This is a genomic window from Sporolactobacillus shoreae (assembly GCF_004684935.1).
Lineage (GTDB): Bacteria > Bacillota > Bacilli > Bacillales > Sporolactobacillaceae > Sporolactobacillus > Sporolactobacillus shoreae.
The window spans coordinates 64,260-83,140 of the sequence record NZ_SRJD01000017.1 but is presented as its reverse complement, the minus strand read 5'-3'; the positions used below and the strand labels follow the sequence as shown (position 1 = coordinate 83,140).

The following is an 18,881-nucleotide window of genomic DNA, read 5'->3' as shown; positions in this document are numbered from 1 at the left end:
TGACCGCTTTTTTGATAGCCGTCCATACTTTTCACCTCTTGGAAAAGTATGGACACGAAAAGATAAGGCTAAAAGCGGATACCGTCTAAAGACGGTGGGTTTAGACCACGCTTTTGTAAGCTAAATTTAAAAAGGATCAACGAAAAAAAAGCAGTGAACACGTGCATGTGTGGAAGTAAAATAAGTACATCATCTGACTGCGAGGACAGCTAAACGGGTGAGATGAACATGATAAAAGGTTACTCTTATGATTTAAGATTAGTTTAACGCTAAACTGACTATAAGTCAAAAAAGGTGAAATAATTTGAAAAAACTTGCTAAAGAAAATGCGCCTGATAAAGTGAAAAAAAGAAACCGGCAGATTTGGTTTTTATTATCCAGAACCTACCACCTTCAGTTGCGTCAATTCGGCCTTTTTCTAAAAAAATGGGGCCTTACCGTTGCTCAGTATGAAGTGCTGAAGAGAATTGCTGAGCAGGAAAGAATTTCACAGAAGGATCTTGCTGAGAAACTTTTTGTCTCAAAGGGAAATGTCACACAATTAATTACAAAAATGGAAAACCTGGGTTATATCCACCGTGATCAGGAATGGAAAACAAAATATCTCTCTCTGACGGAAAAAGGCCTGACGCTTTATAAGAATTTATTGCCCGAAGAGGAAAGTTATTTTACTCTCAGATTTGAGGGCTTAACAAAAAAGGAGCAGAAAGAACTGGTAAAACTGCTGCAAAAGATTTATGATGAGGAGCTGAATTTTGAAAAGTGAATGAAGAGAAATGCTAGTGATACATCATGGAAAAAATTTTTTGATATGTATTAATTAAACGTTTGTTTTAATTAAATGTTCGCATTTATATACCTAATAATAGGCGGTCACCCTGTATTTTTTAATTCAGGTGGGGCATTCATCTTCTCACTGTTCTTATACTTTGCCCATTCATGTTGTCTCCAAAACCCATGACTTTTTCCACACGATGTTCCCCTTCCACGACATAACTCCTATTTACCCCTTACTTTTGAGACTCTTTTTTTATGATTGGATCATTTTTTAGCTGAATTCAATATTGGGCATCCAAATCTAAAATAAGGGCGTTAACACATGAAAGTTGTTTCACAATCATCGACATCCGTTTATTCCAAGTTTACTTCTTAAATGACACTTTATCATTTTTTCAAAAGAGACTAATCAGAAATGTACGTATATTATACACTGATGCATACTTATAAACTAAATAGATAATACTTTATTTCTACGTATATATCGTGTATATTTATATGTATAATCTGAATAGTTCATGTGCCATTCAAAGCGAGGAGGAGATTTCAATGCCTAATAAAACTATTTATGTACCAGATTCCGACCTTCAGGTTTTCGATCATGCACAAAATGTGTCCGGGAAAAATTTATCGGCGACTATCGTTCAGGCATTGAGATACTTCATCAAAATCGGCGAGGGAAAAGGATTTGAATACGTTGAAATCTCTGAAGGTGAAAATGGATTTTATAAACGGAAACGATTTATCGGAAGAGAATTGGCTTCTGCGTGTGTGACCGACGATAAATTATCGCGAACCACCAGTTACACAGTTTATGAGACCGTCCACGGACACTTTGCTATTTTTATTACGGAAGAGAAAAAAATGCCTCTGGAGCAATCGATTGAGCGTGAACTGGAAAGAAGAATCATGGAAAGGATTTCGGGAGATTTTAAGAACAGTGTACAATATGGGAAGGAAGAAGAAGTGCCCGATGTGCGCCGACTTGAAATCTATAATTCACTTGATTCGCTAACCGGTCATATCCCCGGGGACTTGTTCAGAACCTTGCACGAGATCAGAGACGGCGAATTTCTTGATATCTGATAGTGGTGTCTAATGAGAAATATGCCTCAATGGAAAAGGAGATTGGACGATGATTCGTATCTTGGCTAAATCAGTAGCGGGGGAAATGACTGATACCATGACTTTGTCATCACTGAATACAGAGGCGACGAAATGGCATTGGGTGGATATCAATGAGCCGAATGATGCAGAAAATGATGCATTCTCACACCATTTTCCGTTCTTCAGGGCGCATGTAAAAAATGACCACCGTTATACCAAACGTCCGCAGCTGAAGCTTTTTGATGACTATTATTTCCTTTCCATTCAGGCTGTAAGTCCGAGCACTTTGAAACCGCATGAACTTCAGATGTATATTGGAAAAAATTATTTTTTTTCATTGCACATAGATAACCTGAAAGCGGTCAATGATGTCTGGCATGAATGCCGTTCGGATGAGAATATCTCTGAGGAAGAAACACCAAAGGAGATACTGCACCGCTTATTAGATAGGCTTGTTGAACAGTATTTTATGGTCGCCAACTTGCTTGAAGACAAGATTGACGCTTTGGATCTGAATTCAAAGCATGAATCCATTCATAAACTGAATGATCGGGTGTTTCAGATCAGAAGTGAATTGCTGAGCTTCCGCAGGGCCGTTACGCCGCTTCAGGATATCTTTCAGCGGATGGTCGGCTCAACTTACGTGCCCACCAGCGACGCGGATAACATCTATCTGAGGAATATCAGCGAGAATTTGGCCAGGCTGACGCACATGATTGAATCAAACATGGAAATTACCTCCGATATTCGTGACAGTTATCTTTCACTGACATCATATCGGACAAACAGTATTATGCAGACACTAACGGTCATTACGACCATTTTTATGCCACTAACCTTCATCGCCGGAATATACGGAATGAATTTCAAATATATGCCTGAGCTTAACTGGCACGCAGGGTACTTTCTTGTTCTTGGTCTGATGATGGGGATCGCGATCAGTATGTATTTTTGGTTCCGAAAAAAAGGATGGTTCGATAAATAAAGCTGCCGAAGAAACGGCAGCTTTATTTATCGAACATTTTTATTTGTCGAGGCTTTTTACGATCTTTATGACTTCGGTGGGGTCGGTCCTCACTTTATAGTCTGAACTGACATGGGCGAATGCAACCGTTCCCTTCTGATCCAAGACAAAGGTTGCGGGTTTCGGCAGTTCCCATTTTTTATTGCCATTCCGGGCTTCAAGGTCAATTCCTGATTGTCTGTATAGTTCTATGAGGTAATCCTGAAGCTTAAAAACCAATTGATATTGATTCGCAACTTTTCCATCTTTGTCGCTGAGCACTGCGAATTCGAGCTCATCTTTTTCCTTTGTGGACAAGGATGAATCGGGTGTCTGGGGACTGATAGCGATTAGACGGGCACCTGCATTTTGTATATCCGGCAGTAGGCGCTGGTAGGCCCTCAATTCCAGATTGCAATAGGGGCACCAGCCGCCGCGATAAAAATCGAGGATCACAGGACCCTTGCCGAGTTCTTCTGAGAGTGTCACTGTTTTCCCAGTGGCATCAGGAAGCGAAAAGTCGGGGGCAAGGTCGCCGACCCTCAGGCCCTGTGCTACACCGGACTCCTCCAATTCTTTTAATGCCTGCGCGTAGAGCCGCTGTTTTTCCGGTGATGCGTTTTTCTTAAAGGATGCTTTGTAGGCGTCAATTTCTTCAACTAATGAAGCCATTATTTAGGAACCTCCAATCGGATATTAATTTTATTCTACAACGGCGCATATTTTTTTTCTAATCATTGACTTTGAAATAAAAAGATGGATAACATTGTAATATTGATAGAAAAAAACTTGTGGGGGATTTACTATGGCGTTTGCGGAATTTTCCGTTTCGATTCAGAAACCGGTTCACGAAATTTTTGATTTTATATTGAATGGCGAAAATAATAAAGTCTGGAGGCCCTCCGTCATTGCAGTGAAAAAAGAGTCAAAAGGGGATACAGGCGTTGGTACAAAGTTCTCCCAGACAATGAAGGGGCCGTTTGGAAAAAGCATTAGCGGTGATTACGAGATTACTGGCTGTGATGCCGATAAGACTATTTCTTTTAGGGTCGTATCCGGACCGGCAAGACCAACTGGGAACTACGCTTTCGAAGAGGACGAGGGAGAAACAAAAATAACGTTTACTTTATCATATAAACCAACCGGACTGGCCAAGCTTATGGATCCCATGATCACGAAACAAATGCAGGTTGAAACTGCTGCTCTCGTGAATGTAAAAAAACACCTGGAGAGTTAATAAGGGAATACCTCCATGATCTTAAAAGGGTTTGGCAATCGGTTTCTGCACACTGATATCGTTTCTGAACTTGCACATGGCATCGCAATCACATTTTAAGTCGGTAAACAGAATGTATGCGATTGAAGAGATTATATTTCTTCTTCTCGATAGGAGGGGCACAGCAATTGTGTCCTTATTTCTTTTTCACGCGATCTGGAGCGAGTTCACTGAATTTCTCAACACTTTGGCTGGTACCGCCGGCAAATCTGATAGACGAGAATCGAGCTATGCTCTAGTCTCCTCTTTAATTCAAGTGTATACTTTTTTAGAAAAGGTTTATAAATCGTGCTTTTAGGAGGGCTATGAGAAAGAATGAAAGAGCTGAAAAAGCGAATTCGGGAAGAGGGAAAAGTGATTGGTTCGGAGATTCTTAAAGTGGATCACTTTCTGAACCATCAGATTGACCCAGTATTAATGTTTAAAATCGGTGAAAAGTTTGCCGATATTTTTGAAAATAAAGAAGTAAGTAAAGTCATTACGATTGAATCTTCGGGGATTGCTCCTGCTCTGATGACCGGACTTGCTTTAAAGGTTCCGGTGATTTTTGCCCGTAAAAAGAAGCCTGTGACATTGGATGAAGGGAGTCTGTCCACTGAAATATTTTCGTTTACTAAACAAGTTTCGAATACCGTATATATTGAAAAAGGCATGCTGACAGCGGATGATCATGTTCTAATTATTGATGATTTTTTGGCAAATGGAGAGGCCTCGCTTGGTTTAACAAAAATAATAGAAATGGCCGGAGCGGTTGTGGTAGGCATCGGGATTGTCATTGAAAAATCATTCCAGGACGGAAGAAAGAGATTGGATCATGCGGGCTATCCGGTATTCTCACTGGCAAGGATCGCGTCCCTTGAAAACGGCCAAGTGACATTTATCGAAAGATAATAATACATAAACAAAGTTATGTAAACTAAAATTCAGCTTTTAATAATCGGAGAAAGGTCAAAAGCAATGATTGACAGAATAAAGAGTATCTATCAGGATACTTATCTGCAAAATGTAAAAGTATTTTTAGTGGGATGGATCATCTTTATTTTTACAGCGGTAGTGACTGCTATTGTTTGTGGCATGCTGCATGTTGATCTAATAAGTATCCTTAAAGATTTGAACAATAATTTTCCTTCTTATCATTCTCAGTTTTCTTCTTTCATAGGAATCTTTTTAAATAACATAAAGACTTGTCTGCAAATACTGATTTTCTCGTTAATACCCATTTTGTTTTTTCCATGGATCTCAATCATATTTAATGGCGCTGTAATCGGAGTTGTTGCTTATCTTATCGTCGCGATACATAAAAATCTTTTTAAAATGATTCTTTTGGGGCTGCTTCCGCACGGAGTCATAGAAATTTCGATGTTCATCTTGTGTGCGTGTTTCACGATTAAAATTCAGCGACTTTGGATTGATAAGATTAAAAATATTTTTAGATCGAAGCTAAAGAAGAAGCCCGTGGATCGTTTATGGATTTACTATAAACAAACGTTTGAGCAATTTGTCTTAATCATTATTCCGGGGATAGCTGTTGCAGCATTTATTGAAGCATTTATAACCAGTTATTTGCTGGACCATTTCATGTGACAGGATTTAGTCATCAGGTTCGTCAAAATGGTCGTCCATATTGTCGACCGCTCTTTTAAGCTCTTCGTTCGACAGATGGGTATAGATCATTGTTGTCTGGATCGATGAGTGCCCAAGCTGACGGCGGAGTTTAGGAATATCGTTGTTTTCAGCCTGGTAACGTGTCGCAAATGAATGACGCAGCTTGTGGACGGAGAGGGAGGGTTTCCCAAAAGCGACGGCATATTTTTTTACTAGGTTTTCTATGGCTCTTGGGCTCAGCCTCCGCGTTGTCCCTTTAGGACCCATTGGCGCGGAAACGAAGAGGGCCTTATTTGAAGCCATCAAGTGATATTTTCCGGATCGTACCTGCAGATAATCTTCCAGATCTAGTCCTGCCTGTTCGCTGAAGTAGACGTATTGTTCCTTATTTCCTTTGCGTATGACGCGAACCATTCGTTTCTTAAAATCGATATCCGACAGATCCAGTCCGACTACTTCTGAAAGACGCAGTCCGGAGCCGAGAATCAATGAGACAATGGCGGTATCGCGTTCCGCGTTCTGTTTGTGGAAGTTCAGAAGTTTAACATCGTCTTTGACCGTAGTACAGTAATCCTGGGCGACAAACTGCCGGAACTGCTCATATTCATCTTTCCAGAGTATTTTTCCGGCCATTTTCTGAGCGACCGTTTCCTGATCTTCTTTTATTTTATTAAACGCAATCTTGGCCATTACATTACGGACAAGGTAAGGCTTGAGATCGTCCGTTTCAGCGACATTCTGCAAGTAATTGAACAGTGACTTAAGGGATGAAAGCTTGCGATTAATGGTAAAACGGTCGTTATTGAGCCGGAACTGTAAGTACGTAAGAAAGTTTTCAATGGACTGAGGTGTAAGTTTTTCCAGACAGTCCAGAGGAATATCTGTGCGTTTTCCTGGAAAAAAGCCTTCGGTGAGCAGCCAGTCAAAGAAAATCAGAAAATCATGGGAGTAATTAAGCAATGATCTCGGCGACATCGTCCGCATTTTTTTATCCACATACTCGCGGACATACCAAGGGAGCTCTGCGGTTTTTTCGTCAATCAGATCGTAAATATGATTTTTGCGTTCATCAGTCATTGAGAAGAACCCCCAAAACAAAAAATTAATAAATGTATGAAAAGCTTAAAAAACATCAGAAAGGATGCTCTTATTCTAACACCTGGAGATTACTTCGTCAAAATTATATTTTACGTAGTAATGTTCAGTATGGTTGACGCCTCTCTGGATTTAAAATCCGTTCAGATTTTTTCTGCTTTTCATTCTCTCTTATGGTGATGAATTTGATTTAACTTTTTTCCAGCTTGAATCTTATGTTAAAATTTAATATATACATAATTTCCGTCAATCAATCATTGTCTGACTCAGGAGGATTTTTTTAATGCACATCTCTGAAATTAAAAAGAAAGCCAGACAATCGCTGGCAAATAATTGGGCCGTTGCGTCACTTTTGACCTTCTTTACTTTCCTTGTGATTACTGGTCTAGAGTATCTATATGAAATAAAGATTTCCGGAGGCCTGAGCAACTGGATTTATAATTATCAGCATCACATTGATCTACCGTTATCCGTTCAGATTGCTGAGATCGTTTATTCACTTATTGTAACGCCGATCACAGTTACATTTTACTGGTATTTCCTTGGGCTCACTAGATCCGAGAACCCTCAGATTGGTCAGGTATTTGCTGTTTATTCGGACTTCAAAAAAGCTGTGAAACTTTTCTGGGTATCATTTGTTTTGGGTTTCTTCATTCTGATGTGGACACTCTTGCTCGTCGTCCCAGGCATTATCAAGACCCTCTCGTATTCGCAGACATATTTTATCATTAAAGATCACCCGGAATATTCTGCAACTGAGGCAATTACCGAGAGCCGCGAATTGATGGGCGGCTACAAATGGAAATTTTTTGTCCTGGAGTTAAGTTTCATTGGATGGGCACTATTGTCTGTAGTGACATTGTTTATCGGACTGCTTTGGCTGGCTCCTTATTTCTTCACTTCTCTTGCCGTTTTCTATAATGAATTGTCTGACTATCAGCAGGCTGAAAGCGCTGAATCCGTTTCTGAGCAGTAATTATCAACTATTAAAAAGAGCGGCTACCGGAAAATTTAACCGGCTGCCGCTTTTTTTAATTTGTTTTGCTGACGTGCAGCACTATTTTAATATTTGAAGGGTCTCTGACGGTGATAATAGCTCCTTTTTCAGTAACCGGTACTTCCATCCCCTTCAATCGGCTGACTGCCTCTCCCCTTGCTTTCAGACTTGGATATTCCAAAATAAAATGTTTCATGCCTGCAGAAATTTCGTCCCCCGCAGGTGAGCCCTTGCTGCGCCAGACGTTGAGTCCAATGTGATGATGATACCCGCCTGTCGATATAAAATCTGCCTGATCATCGTACTGCGCCACAAGATCAAATCCGAGTCCTTTGCAGTAAAAATCTTCAGACGCTTTCAGATCAGCGACCTGCAAGTGGATATGGCCCATGATTGTTTTTTCAGGCATCCCCTTCCAATCCCCGTCCTCAAGTTCGTCAAGAATATCCTCGCTTATAGCCTCAGTCGGCATAAATACTCTCCCATTGTTCCAGCGCCATTTGTCCGAAGGCCTGTCACGGTAGAGCTCGATTCCGTTTCCGTCCGGATCCGCCAGATAAACGGCTTCGCTCACTGCATGGTCGGATCCGCCCTGCAAGGGATAGTGTAATTTAAGCAGATGAGCCAGCATGCTTGCCAGATCTTTACGGGATGGCAGAAGAAGTGCAAAATGATAAAGCCCCGCCTGCCTGAAATTATGCCCGGCTGCCTGATCCGGCTGTTCGAGGGTCACCAACGGATCAGCTCCGTTTGCTGATAAAATGACCGTTCGTTCTGAATCCTTCAAAAAATGCAAACCAAGTATCTTTCGATAAAAATTTTTGGAACGTTCGAGATCGCTCACTAAAAGATGTACCTGGCTAACGTAAGTGTTCGGATAACTGTGAAATGGCGACATGAAAACTCCTCCTAAAGTGTTAAAAATCATTCATCTGCTCTATGTAAGTTCAATGTACCTTATATATGAATAAGGTGTCCAACAAACGTTCTCTGTTTACGAAAAATTATCGAGTCAATTTATTGATGATAAAAAGCCGGGTGCATCCGGCTTTTTATCATGCTTATTGGTTTGAAAGCAGTCGTTCATCAATTCGGATATCCGCTTCTGTTTTGCTTAAGACCTCATCAAGCGTTGATCCCGGTTGAAGTTCAGTAAGCTTCAGCTGCCCGTGATCAAGATGAAAAACGGCTAAATCCGTAATCAGGCAATCAACTACACCTTTCCCTGTGAGTGGAAGTGAACAACGTCTTCTAACTTTTGACTCACCATGCTTATTTACATGATCCATAATCACAACGGTCCTTTTAGCACCCTGGACAAGATCCATTGCTCCCCCCATGCCCTTGATCATTTTTCCCGGAATCATCCAATTTGCCAGATCCCCTTCTTCGGAAACCTCCATCCCGCCGAGAACGGCCAGGTCAATATGGCCGCCGCGGATCATAGCAAAAGATTCGGCACTATCGAAATAAGAAGCACCTGGAACGGTGGTGACTGTTTCTTTACCGGCATTGATCAGGTCAGGATCAACCTCTTTTTCATGAGGGTATGCGCCAATACCAAGCAGCCCGTTCTCTGACTGAAGCATGACGTGGCTGTCCTGGGGAATCCGGTCGGCGATCAGTGTGGGCATGCCGATTCCGAGATTGACATACATCCCTTCACTGATTTCTTTTAACGCGCGATCCAGAATCAGTTGTCTGTTTCCCAAATGATCAACCTCCCTCCTGTTACACTTTGGCAACGGTCAGCCGCTCGATGCGTTTTTCATAGTTTTCACCCAAAAATACTTTCTGCACATAGATTCCCGGCGTATGGATATAATCCGGGTCCAGTTCTCCTTGACCAACCAGTTCCTCAACTTCAGCAAACGTCACTTTTCCAGCCTTTGCAGCGAGTGGATTGAAGTTGCGTGCTGTTTTCCGATAAACCAGATTGCCGCCAAGATCCGCCTTCCACGCTTTGACAAGTGCAAAGTCACCGATGATTCCTTTCTCCAAAATGTAAGTCCGTCCGTCAAATACTTTCTCCTCTTTGCCCTTCGCAATATCCGTACCGACACCGGTTGCTGTGAAAAATGCAGGAATGCCTGCCCCGCCCGCCCTCAGACGTTCGGCAAGTGTCCCTTGAGGAACAAGCTCGACTTCCAGTTCGCCGCTCAGGAACTGTTGTTCAAACAACTTATTTTCACCGACATATGATGAAATCATCTTTTTAATCTGCCTGTTTTCCAATAGCAAGCCAAGTCCCCAGTCATCCACGCCGCAGTTGTTGCTGACCACAGTGAGGTCTTTTACGCCGCTTTCACGTAAACCCCTGATCAACTTTTCCGGAATACCACAGAGGCCAAACCCTCCGACAACTAAAGTCGATCCGTCAGAAATTTGTTGAATCAGTTCCTCAATAGCAGGTACGATTTTTTCCATAATATGCTTCCTTCCCCATCAGACGAAAAATGAGCTTCCGATCGCGATCAGGAACACCGTTGCCGTCTTCAGAATGGTAATCGCAAAAATATCCTTGTAGGACTGCCGGTGTGTCAGCCCGGTGATTGCCAGCAGTGTTATGACTGCACCATTATGCGGCAATGTATCCATGCCTCCCGACGCCATCGACGCGATCCGGTGCAGCAGTTCCGGACTGATGCCCAAAGCGTGCGCCGTCTGAAGGTACTGCTTGCTCATCACTTCAAGAGCGATTGAAAGACCTCCTGAAGCGGAACCTGTGATTCCCGAGAGCACATTGACTGATACGGCTTCCGATACGAGCGGGTTACTGCTCGCATTGAAAACATGATGTTGGATTGCCGAGAAACCGGGCAATGTTTTGACTACATTACCAAACCCGACTTCGGAAGCTGTGTTAAAAATAGCGAGAAGTGCACCGGATGCTGCAAGAGTCAAGCTCGAAGCTAATTTGACTTTCACACGTTTGAAGCTGAGAAACATTGCGGTGAGAATACCCAATGTCAGAGCCGCAATCAACGACCATGAAGAGACGAGTGTACTCACATCAGGGATGTTGAACACTTTCTTCAGAGTTTCTGCGTTGTACCACCCTCTTGCGGACAGGCCAGTGCGACTGAAAACGAAATTAAAGACGATAACAACGATTAGCGGCAGTATAGCCAACCAGAAATTTGGCAACTTAGCTTTTGTGTCAAGTTCCGGTTCATTAATATGGCCGGTCCCATACCCTTCCTGTTTTCGGATTGCCTGTCTGCGCCGATGTTCCAGCCAGAGCAGTCCACCGGCGAGAACGATGATTGATCCGATAATGCCGACAAGCGGCGCTGCATAAGTGTCTGTTCCGAAATAGTTTGTCGGAATGATGTTTTGGATCTGGGGCGTTCCCGGGAGGGCATCCATGGTGAACGTGAATGCACCAAGCGCAATGGCGCCCGGAATCAAACGTTTTGGGATATCCGCCTCTTTAAAAATAGCTGCCGCGAAGGGATAGACGGCAAAAGCGACGACAAAAAGCGAGACGCCCCCGTAAGTGAGAATGGCGCAGGCAAGGACGACTGACAGAATCGCCCGCTTGGATCCCAATCCTTTAACAATTGTGTGGGCGATTGAGGCTGCAGCCCCACTCATCTCCATGACTTTGCCAAAGATGGCACCGAGCAGGAAGATTGGGAAGAAATTCTTGACATAGGTTGCCGCATTAGTCATGAAGACTTCTGTATAGCTGGGCAATAAATGCCCGCCGGACAGCAGCACCGCGAGCAACGTGACTGCCGGTGCAATGATAATGACCGGATAGCCGCGATAAGCGAGAAACATCAGAAGGCCAAGTGCCAGAACAATCGCAAAAATTTGTAACGCCATCAATCATCTCCCCATTTCCATTGAAATTAATTGCAGAAAGGAAACGCTTACATTATTCTTCATGTTCGTTTTCAACAATGATGGCCGTTCCCTGTCCTCCACCGACGCATAAAGCCGCAAGCCCCTTCTTTGCTCCTGTCCGTTTCATGTTGTACAGCAAGGTGCAAAGAATCCGCGCTCCGGACGCACCGACCGGATGGCCGAGTGCAATGGCACCGCCACTGATATTGACCTTCTCAGGATCAAGTTCAAGATCGTCGAGGACCGCGACAGACTGAGCGGCAAAAGCCTCGTTAATTTCAAAAAGGTCTATATCACCTGTTCTGAGATTTGCCTTCTGAAGTGCCCTTCGTGCTGCGGGAACAGGTCCGTAGCCCATAATCTTCGGGTCCAGTCCGACATTGGCATATGATTTGATGCTCGCCATAATATGCAAACCATGCTTTTCTGCTTTTTCCCTCGAGGTAAGTATAAGCATGGCTGCGCCGTCATTGATCCCAGATGCATTACCCACGGTCACAGTTCCGTTTTCCTTGAATGCGGGTTTTAACTTGGCAAGCGTTTCGACAGTCATTCCGTGACGCGGGTGTTCATCCTGATCAATGACCAGTTGTTCCCCTTTTTTTGTCAGGGATACCGGGATGATTTCCTCATCGAAATAACCGAGGAGCTGCGCTTTTTCAGCTTTATGCTGACTTTTCAGGGCAAATTGATCCTGACGATCCCGGCTGATCCGCCACTTTTCAGCAATGTTTTCGGCAGTAATACCCATGTGGTATTGATAAAAAGCATCGATCAGTGCATCCTTGATCATTGAATCCTCGACCTTACCCCCTCCCATCCGCTTTCCCCAACGGTAATCCTGAAGAAGATAGGGCGCACGGCTCATGCTTTCCGTACCTCCGGACAGCACGAAGTCTGAGTCGCCGAGCGCGATCGACTGGGCGGCGAGTATCACCGTACGCAGACCGGAACCGCACAGCATGTTTACAGTGATAGCTGAAGATTTTTCGGAAATACCTGAATAAATCGCAATTTGCCGAGCGATATTCTGTCCAAGACCGGCAGAGAGAATATTTCCGACAATCGCTTCGTCGATCAGGTCAGCCGATATTCCTGATCTTTTGATTGCTTCTTTTGCCGCGGCGGTACCAAGTTCAACAGCGGACAACTCCGAAATCACTCCTCCAAATGACCCGACAGGAGTTCTCGCCGCGCCGACGATCACTACTTCTGTCATCAGACCTCCCCCTTTTTTTGCAGTGTCACTACACGGACGACACTCAGATCAATTCCTTGCTCAAAAAGTATCGCCACCTTAAATCGCCACCTTAATAGGTGGCTCTTTTGGGACATTTTATTGTATTTATGAGTTCCAACGATTATGTGACAATTCAGTTGTTCTAATTCTTTTTTTTATTCCTATACATTTATTAAGCCGTTCCTTGCCTTCTGTCCATTCTGAAATAGTCGAGGCATATTTTAATTTACAGAATGCATTGATCGGGAGAAAGTCATTTGTAAATGCATACGGGGAGGAATACGGATTGGTCAAAGGAAAAACAGTCGTGATTACCGGATCAGCACGAGGGATCGGTTTTGAAATTGGCAAAGCTTTTTCAGAAAATGGAGCAAACGTGGTTCTATCAGATATTAACGTATCCGGGGTTGAAGAAGCTGCGGTGATCCTGGACGGCAGCGGTGAAACGGTACGAGCGATCAGCGCTGATGTGACAAAGGAGGATGACATCCGAAATCTGATCGATCAGGCAGTGAGTGCTTTTGGAAACGTTGATATTTTTGTGAACAACGCTGGCCTTCAGCATATTTCCCCGATTGATGACTTTCCGGCAGAAAAGTTTGAACAAATGATCCGCGTGATGCTGATTGCGCCATTTCTTGCAATCAAACATGTTCTCCCTATTATGAAGAGTCAGCGGTACGGTAGAATTATTAACATTGCGTCGATAAATGGACTGATCGGTTTTGCTAATAAAGCGGCTTATAACAGCGCGAAGCACGGGGTCATTGGGCTGACCAAAGTCGCGGCACTTGAAAGCGCACCCTATGGGGTCACCGTAAACGCACTTTGTCCGGGTTATGTCGATACAGCGCTCGTGCGCGGGCAGCTTAAGGATGTCGCAAAATCGCGAAATGTACCTGTCGAGACGGTTCTAGAAGAAGTTTTCTATCCGCTGATTCCTCAGAAAAGGTTGCTGGATGTGAAAGAAATAGCGGATTATGCGCTCTTTCTTGCCGGTGAACAGGCGCGCGGTGTGACCGGTCAGGCTGTTGTTCTTGATGGCGGCTATACGGCCCAATAAAAAACAGGCTGCGGACCAGCCTGTTTCAATCTGAATGTATTTAAGTTAGACAGCCGGAGAATCATTCAGTTTAAACTGTTTCATCATTTCGTCCAACTTCTTCGATTCCTGAGCCATAGATTCGGCTTCATTGGAAAAACTGAGCATTGTCTCATTTACATTCTCCATAGACTCTGTCACGTCATTGACAGTCGCCGCAGACTCTTCTGAAACAGCGGCAATACTCTCAATTGAATGGATCATGTTCTGCCCAATTCCGCTGATCTCTTGAAGCCTGGCAGACATGCTCTTTATTTTTTCACCGACCTGCTTCATCTGAGTGTCGATATGGGTGAATTGCCGTCCGGTGATCGTGATCTGCTCCGATCCGCTCTTAACCTGATCAAAGCTGTTGACAAGTGCGTTATGAACGTCACCGGACTCTGTTCGGATTTCTTTCATCATTCCCGCAATCTGTTTTACTGATTGCGCGGTTTGATCAGATAACTTCCGTATGGAATCAGCAATGACTGTGAATCCCTTGCCTTTTTCCCCGGCTCTCGCAGCCTCAATGGAAGCATTCAAAGCAAGCAGATTAGTCTCACCGGCAATTCCCTCAATCAGGCTGATCAGGGTCGAAATGTTTTTCATCCTGTCGTCAAGCCGTGTCATTTTATCCATACTATTTTGTACGCTGATGTTAATCTTGTCCATGTGACTGATTGAACTTTCAATGATCGTTCTGCCCTTAAGCGTCGCTTCTAACGCAGAAGTGGACAGCTCATTGATTGACCGTGCATGCGCGGCTTCATTGAAAACGCTGTTCATGAAACTGCTGGCCATGTCACTGATCTTTGAGGCATTTTTTGCCTGATCTTCGGTTCCGGCCGAAAGCTCGGCCATGGACTCCTTAACACTGCTGCTGTTTGAAGTTACTTTTTGTACAGATTGGGTCAGCTGATGACTGTTCTCTCTAGAAGTGTTTGAGAGCCTCGCAATTGTTAGAGTCATGCTCAGAAGATTTTTTTTCATATGAACGATGGCCTGAGCGATCAGTCCGATCTCATCCCTCCCGCGAATCGTATTCTCAGAATCTCTGAGATCCCCTGAAGCAATGCGATCCGTCATCTTCAGAACACGATCAAAAGACTGTCTGATTTTTCTATGGATTAAATAGGTGATGCATCCACTGACGGCTACCGACACTACCAGGCTGAGTATCAGAAAGATAATGGACCATCTGATTTGTGCACGAGCGGATTCGACCGCCGACCGTTCTTGGTTAAGAACTTCGATCCTAAGACTTTGGATACGTTTCATCGTATCATCCTGAATCTGATTCTGTTCGATACGGATGCTTCTCGCTTTTTTCATATCATTCATCGTAACGGCCGGAACCAGTTCATTTTGAAAAAGGTTATAGGTCATTGAATCATTTCTCATTATCCGATTGAAAAGATCGACCTGGCTCTGCGTTTTCATATAAGGCTGAACCTGACGTTCCATACGGGTCAGGGTTTGCTGATCCGCGGTATATTTGCTGACCGCAGCGTCTCCCGGATTCAGCAGATAGTCGACAACTCTGGAGTCCTTAGACCGGAACAACGATCCGATCTCTGTGATCTGAACCACACGATTTCCTTCAGTTCCGGCCCCGTCCACTTTCTGCATCGCCTGCATGAGCAGACTCGTCGCGAGAACAACAGAAGCCAAGGTCATAACCAATACGACCAGAAGACTCATGAGGTATTTCTGATGAATTTTTAAATTTTGCCATTGAAAACGGTCCCGTAATCTAAGCTGCATGTCGCCCTCCTAGTAAATACGAATCAAGTAAAAGTACCTTCTTCAGTATTTAGCCAATGATGAAGTGCTTCAAGTAGGAAATTGTAAAGTTATTGTAAATCAATTTTTACAAATACATCTATCAAACGTGATCCCTCGACTTTCTGATCAATGATCAAATGATATTTTTATTTGAAATCAAGTCTATCTTTTCCCCTTTCGAACATAGAGTTAATTAGTCAGCACGAAACTTCCAGAAGGCCAGGAGGGACAAGCTTGAAAAAAGATAATCTGTCACACTCATCCTTTCCAGTACAACTCATCTCACGCTTCCTCATACTCCTGATTGCCGCTTACGGGCTGGCTGCATTGATTGCCGCCGCCCAGGTCAGGATCAGCCCGGTAGAGGATGCTCTTCAGAAAGCGAATTGGCCGGCGGAAACACTGTTGTCCGAAACATTCGGCAATGAAAATTCGGCTTTTAACCACATCATACGCGCGAAGGACCGGCCAAAGAGTATCTATCATCTGATATTCGAGGCAATGACCGATCTGCGCTCTGATGACATCCGCAGCCTGTTTGGCTCTGAGCTCCCCGGTTTTACCATATATAATACGAAAATTTTCGTGGCAGGCGAGGGATTGAATTATACGAATCTGCCAAAAGATAACCCTCCCCCGCCCCAAATAGATCTGGAGACACCGAAGCAGACTACGCCGAAGAAAAATCCGGCAGCGCCACCAGCCATTAACGGCAAACTGAAAAAGACTGTATTGCTCTATCATACGCACTACTGGGAGGCCTATAAACCATTCAATAACGGCCAGGTTACCAGCCTGAATCCCGATCACGGTGTGGTGCAGGACGGATTAGTTGTCGGGAATGTTCTCGCCGACCACAGAATTGGTTTTATCAATACAGGGATACGCAACTGGGGTTATAATGTCGCTTATCAGAATTCAAGAGTTCTTGTACAGAATTTACTGAAGGAAAATCCAAGTCTCCTCTATCTCATTGACATCCATCGAGATTCTTCAGGCAGAAGTGTGACGACGATGAAACTGGGTAATACCTCTTATGCGCGGATCAGTTTTATAATTGGAGAGGATAATCCCAATTATTCTGCTAACCTTTATATGGCAAAGCAGATAAAAAGTATTATGGACAAGCAATATCCCGGACTCGTACGCGGAATTGTCGGCAAAACTAAATTTGATGGCAATGGTGTCTATAATCAGGATCTTTCAAAAAATGCATTGCTTATTGAGATTGGCGGTGTGGACAATACATTGGATGAAGTGGACCGCAGCTCAAAGGCGTTCGGTGAGGCACTGGCCACATATATCCAGAAAACAAATCCTTAAAAAACAGTTGTAATAATTAGTACCAGGTATTAATATGTAGTTATAAGCGAACGTTCAGTCAACGAGGATTCACTTAAATTGATTGACCGCATGCATTCAAAAGCAGAGGTGTTCATCTATGGAACTGAAAGATCTGATTGCTCCTGAAACTTATAATCTGACCAGTGAAATTGACCGCTTCGATTCTGACAGAGTGGCGCTGCGCTGGGAAAATGAAACAGGAGAAAAAAAGACGGTTACCTACCATGATCTGATTCAGAGAGGGAAAAAGTTTGCCAACGTACTGACTGAACTGGGAATTAAAAAAGGCGATCGAATTATGACGATTGTCCCCCGGATCATTGACGCCTATGTGATCTATCTTGGTGCGCTAAGAGCCGGTATCGCAGTTATTCCGGGATCTGAAATGCTCCGCGCCACAGACATCGCTTTGCGGATCAATCAGGGAGAAGCGAAAGCCATTATTGCCTACCATGAATACAGTGGCCAGGTGGATGAAATCAAAGAGGAACTGCCATCGCTGAAGTACAAAATATCGGTGGACGGTGAAACGGACGGTTGGATGTCCATGAATAAACTGATTAATGAAGCATCCGCGGAATTTACAACGGTTGAGACAAATAAGAATGATATGGCTTTTCTGACTTACACATCAGGGACGTCAGGAACGCCGAAGGGAGTCGTGCACAGCCACGCCTGGGCTTACGCTCATCTGAGGATTGCCGCGCCGCGCTGGTTGGACATCCGTGATGGCGATACGTTCTGGGCTACGGCCGGCCCCGGCTGGCAGAAATGGATCTGGAGCCCCTTCCTTTCAGTGCTCGGCAAGGGTGTCACCGGACTTGTTTACTGCGGCCGCTTCCATCCTGAAAAACAGCTTCAGCTGCTTCAGGATTACAAAGTCAACGTTCTTTGCTGCACTCCTACCGAATACAGACTGATGGCAAAAGTTGATGGGCTTGGGAAATACGACCTGTCCCACCTCCGAAACGCCTGCTCCGCTGGCGAGGCACTGAACCGCGGTGTGATCGACACATTTAAAAACACTTTTGATATTACGCTTAAAGATGGATATGGACAGACGGAAAGCACTCTGCTGATCGGAACGATGGTTGATACGGAAGTCCGCCAGGGTTCAATGGGAAAACCGATTCTGGATGAATTTATCACTATCATAGATGAGGATGGAAATCCCGTTCCTGTTGGTGTTGTCGGCAATATCGCTGTCAGACGCGATTTTCCAGCTCTATTCCGCACGTATTACCATCAGCCGGACCGTTATGAAGCGGCAGTCATCGGTGACTATTTTCTGACAGGCGACCGTGCTTCCAGAGATAAGGATAATTATTTCTGGTTTCATGGTAGGCGCGACGATGTGATCATCAGCTCCGGGTACACCATTGGACCGGTTGAAGTTGAAGACGCACTGCTCAAGGATGATGCGGTCAAAGACTGCGCTGTCGTCGGAAAGCCGCACGTTATCCGTGGGAATATTGTCAAAGCTTTTGTGATTCTCAAGGATGGTTACACCGGCAGTCCTGAACTGGTTAAGAATCTCCAGACGTTTGTAAAAAATGAAACGGCACCCTATAAATATCCGCGGGAAATTGAGTTTGTTACAGATCTTCCGAAGACAATTTCAGGCAAAATCAAGAGATCGGCTCTTCGCGACCTTGAAGTCCGTCGCGCACGGGAAAATGGATTGACCGTGTAAACTCGCGAGATAAAAAGCGCTTC

Annotated in this window: 18 protein-coding genes; 10 read left to right on the top strand and 8 right to left on the bottom strand. The window is 44.1% G+C overall.

The genetic code is table 11. The features are described from left to right. The first annotated feature begins 304 nt into the window (after positions 1-304). The 3 genes from E4665_RS13560 (at position 305) to corA (ending at position 2,869) form a co-directional block, all read left to right on the top strand. Positions 305-766, top strand: coding sequence for a MarR family winged helix-turn-helix transcriptional regulator (locus E4665_RS13560; RefSeq protein ID WP_135349334.1), 462 nt, complete (start codon positions 305-307; stop codon positions 764-766). Between the two features lie 560 nt (positions 767-1,326). Further along, positions 1,327-1,863, top strand: coding sequence for an EXLDI protein (locus E4665_RS13555; RefSeq protein ID WP_135349333.1), 537 nt, complete (start codon positions 1,327-1,329; stop codon positions 1,861-1,863). 49 nt (positions 1,864-1,912) lie between these two features. Continuing rightward, positions 1,913-2,869: a magnesium/cobalt transporter CorA gene (corA, locus tag E4665_RS13550; protein WP_135349332.1), complete on the top strand. Its 957-nt coding sequence runs from the start codon at positions 1,913-1,915 to the stop codon at positions 2,867-2,869. A gap of 39 nt (positions 2,870-2,908) precedes the next feature. Here the strand turns inward: corA and E4665_RS13545 are convergent, their stop codons facing one another. Then, a complete protein-coding gene (locus E4665_RS13545; protein WP_135349331.1) occupies positions 2,909-3,559 on the bottom strand; it encodes a peroxiredoxin-like family protein in 651 nt (216 codons plus the stop codon). 133 nt (positions 3,560-3,692) lie between these two features. Between E4665_RS13545 and E4665_RS13540 the strand changes: the two genes are divergently transcribed. From E4665_RS13540 to E4665_RS13530, 3 genes are all read left to right on the top strand, one after another. Beyond that, positions 3,693-4,124, top strand: a complete 432-nt coding sequence (locus E4665_RS13540) for an SRPBCC family protein (protein ID WP_135349330.1) — start codon at positions 3,693-3,695, stop codon at positions 4,122-4,124. Positions 4,125-4,478: 354 nt separating this feature from the next. Next, entirely contained in the window at positions 4,479-5,054 is a 576-nt protein-coding gene (locus E4665_RS13535; RefSeq protein ID WP_135349329.1) for a xanthine phosphoribosyltransferase, read from the top strand. Positions 5,055-5,120: 66 nt separating this feature from the next. Then, a complete protein-coding gene (locus E4665_RS13530) occupies positions 5,121-5,747 on the top strand; it encodes a stage II sporulation protein M (protein WP_135349328.1) in 627 nt (208 codons plus the stop codon). Positions 5,748-5,753: 6 nt separating this feature from the next. On the opposite strand, the gene xerS is transcribed toward E4665_RS13530, so the two are convergent. Beyond that, positions 5,754-6,845, bottom strand: a complete 1,092-nt coding sequence (gene xerS / locus E4665_RS13525; protein WP_135349327.1) for a tyrosine recombinase XerS — start codon at positions 6,843-6,845, stop codon at positions 5,754-5,756. A gap of 301 nt (positions 6,846-7,146) precedes the next feature. On the opposite strand from xerS, the gene E4665_RS13520 reads away from it, so the two are divergent. Next, complete coding sequence (locus E4665_RS13520; RefSeq protein ID WP_135349326.1) at positions 7,147-7,839, top strand: DUF975 family protein; 693 nt, start codon at positions 7,147-7,149, stop codon at positions 7,837-7,839. Positions 7,840-7,894: 55 nt separating this feature from the next. Here the strand turns inward: E4665_RS13520 and E4665_RS13515 are convergent, their stop codons facing one another. From E4665_RS13515 to E4665_RS13495, 5 genes are all read right to left on the bottom strand, one after another. Further along, positions 7,895-8,758 carry a VOC family protein gene (locus E4665_RS13515; RefSeq protein ID WP_135349325.1) on the bottom strand — a complete coding sequence of 288 codons (864 nt, stop codon included), beginning with the start codon at positions 8,756-8,758 and terminating at the stop codon, positions 7,895-7,897. A 163-nt stretch (positions 8,759-8,921) separates the two neighbouring features. Next, positions 8,922-9,572, bottom strand: coding sequence for a 3-oxoacid CoA-transferase subunit B (locus E4665_RS13510; protein WP_135349324.1), 651 nt, complete (start codon positions 9,570-9,572; stop codon positions 8,922-8,924). Between the two features lie 19 nt (positions 9,573-9,591). After that, on the bottom strand, positions 9,592-10,287 hold the full coding sequence (locus tag E4665_RS13505) for a CoA transferase subunit A (protein ID WP_135349323.1): 696 nt from the start codon (positions 10,285-10,287) through the stop codon (positions 9,592-9,594). An 18-nt stretch (positions 10,288-10,305) separates the two neighbouring features. Next, on the bottom strand, positions 10,306-11,691 hold the full coding sequence (locus E4665_RS13500) for a GntP family permease (protein ID WP_135349322.1): 1,386 nt from the start codon (positions 11,689-11,691) through the stop codon (positions 10,306-10,308). A 52-nt stretch (positions 11,692-11,743) separates the two neighbouring features. Continuing rightward, positions 11,744-12,931 (bottom strand): acetyl-CoA C-acetyltransferase, encoded by a 1,188-nt coding sequence (locus tag E4665_RS13495; RefSeq protein WP_135349321.1) that lies wholly within the window; start codon positions 12,929-12,931, stop codon positions 11,744-11,746. Between the two features lie 307 nt (positions 12,932-13,238). On the opposite strand from E4665_RS13495, the gene E4665_RS13490 reads away from it, so the two are divergent. Further along, the gene (locus tag E4665_RS13490) at positions 13,239-14,015 is read left to right on the top strand and encodes a 3-hydroxybutyrate dehydrogenase (RefSeq protein WP_135349320.1); all 777 of its coding nucleotides are present in this window, start codon (positions 13,239-13,241) and stop codon (positions 14,013-14,015) included. 45 nt (positions 14,016-14,060) lie between these two features. Here E4665_RS13490 and E4665_RS13485 read toward each other — a convergent pair whose 3' ends face one another. After that, the gene (locus tag E4665_RS13485) at positions 14,061-15,800 is read right to left on the bottom strand and encodes a methyl-accepting chemotaxis protein (RefSeq protein ID WP_135349319.1); all 1,740 of its coding nucleotides are present in this window, start codon (positions 15,798-15,800) and stop codon (positions 14,061-14,063) included. A gap of 255 nt (positions 15,801-16,055) precedes the next feature. Here E4665_RS13485 and spoIIP point away from each other — a divergent pair, with 255 nt between their 5' ends. Both spoIIP and mbcS read left to right on the top strand, forming a co-directional pair. Continuing rightward, complete coding sequence (gene spoIIP, locus E4665_RS13480; protein WP_241654862.1) at positions 16,056-17,144, top strand: stage II sporulation protein P; 1,089 nt, start codon at positions 16,056-16,058, stop codon at positions 17,142-17,144. A gap of 118 nt (positions 17,145-17,262) precedes the next feature. Continuing rightward, positions 17,263-18,858, top strand: a complete 1,596-nt coding sequence (mbcS, locus tag E4665_RS13475) for an acyl-CoA synthetase MbcS (protein ID WP_135349318.1) — start codon at positions 17,263-17,265, stop codon at positions 18,856-18,858. Positions 18,859-18,881 lie beyond the last annotated feature (23 nt).

What these genes read in the sequence shown, in the direction of transcription:
- xerS (WP_135349327.1), bottom strand. Translation starts at nt 6,845, where the DNA reads ATGACTGATGAACGCAAAAATCATATTTACGATCTGATTGACGAAAAA.
- E4665_RS13495 (WP_135349321.1), bottom strand. Translation starts at nt 12,931, where the DNA reads ATGACAGAAGTAGTGATCGTCGGCGCGGCGAGAACTCCTGTCGGGTCA.
- E4665_RS13555 (WP_135349333.1), top strand. Translation starts at nt 1,327, where the DNA reads ATGCCTAATAAAACTATTTATGTACCAGATTCCGACCTTCAGGTTTTC.
- E4665_RS13540 (WP_135349330.1), top strand. Translation starts at nt 3,693, where the DNA reads ATGGCGTTTGCGGAATTTTCCGTTTCGATTCAGAAACCGGTTCACGAA.
- E4665_RS13485 (WP_135349319.1), bottom strand. Translation starts at nt 15,800, where the DNA reads ATGCAGCTTAGATTACGGGACCGTTTTCAATGGCAAAATTTAAAAATT.
- E4665_RS13530 (WP_135349328.1), top strand. Translation starts at nt 5,121, where the DNA reads ATGATTGACAGAATAAAGAGTATCTATCAGGATACTTATCTGCAAAAT.
- E4665_RS13520 (WP_135349326.1), top strand. Translation starts at nt 7,147, where the DNA reads ATGCACATCTCTGAAATTAAAAAGAAAGCCAGACAATCGCTGGCAAAT.
- E4665_RS13535 (WP_135349329.1), top strand. Translation starts at nt 4,479, where the DNA reads ATGAAAGAGCTGAAAAAGCGAATTCGGGAAGAGGGAAAAGTGATTGGT.
- E4665_RS13500 (WP_135349322.1), bottom strand. Translation starts at nt 11,691, where the DNA reads ATGGCGTTACAAATTTTTGCGATTGTTCTGGCACTTGGCCTTCTGATG.
- corA (WP_135349332.1), top strand. Translation starts at nt 1,913, where the DNA reads ATGATTCGTATCTTGGCTAAATCAGTAGCGGGGGAAATGACTGATACC.
- E4665_RS13515 (WP_135349325.1), bottom strand. Translation starts at nt 8,758, where the DNA reads ATGTCGCCATTTCACAGTTATCCGAACACTTACGTTAGCCAGGTACAT.
- E4665_RS13505 (WP_135349323.1), bottom strand. Translation starts at nt 10,287, where the DNA reads ATGGAAAAAATCGTACCTGCTATTGAGGAACTGATTCAACAAATTTCT.
- mbcS (WP_135349318.1), top strand. Translation starts at nt 17,263, where the DNA reads ATGGAACTGAAAGATCTGATTGCTCCTGAAACTTATAATCTGACCAGT.
- E4665_RS13545 (WP_135349331.1), bottom strand. Translation starts at nt 3,559, where the DNA reads ATGGCTTCATTAGTTGAAGAAATTGACGCCTACAAAGCATCCTTTAAG.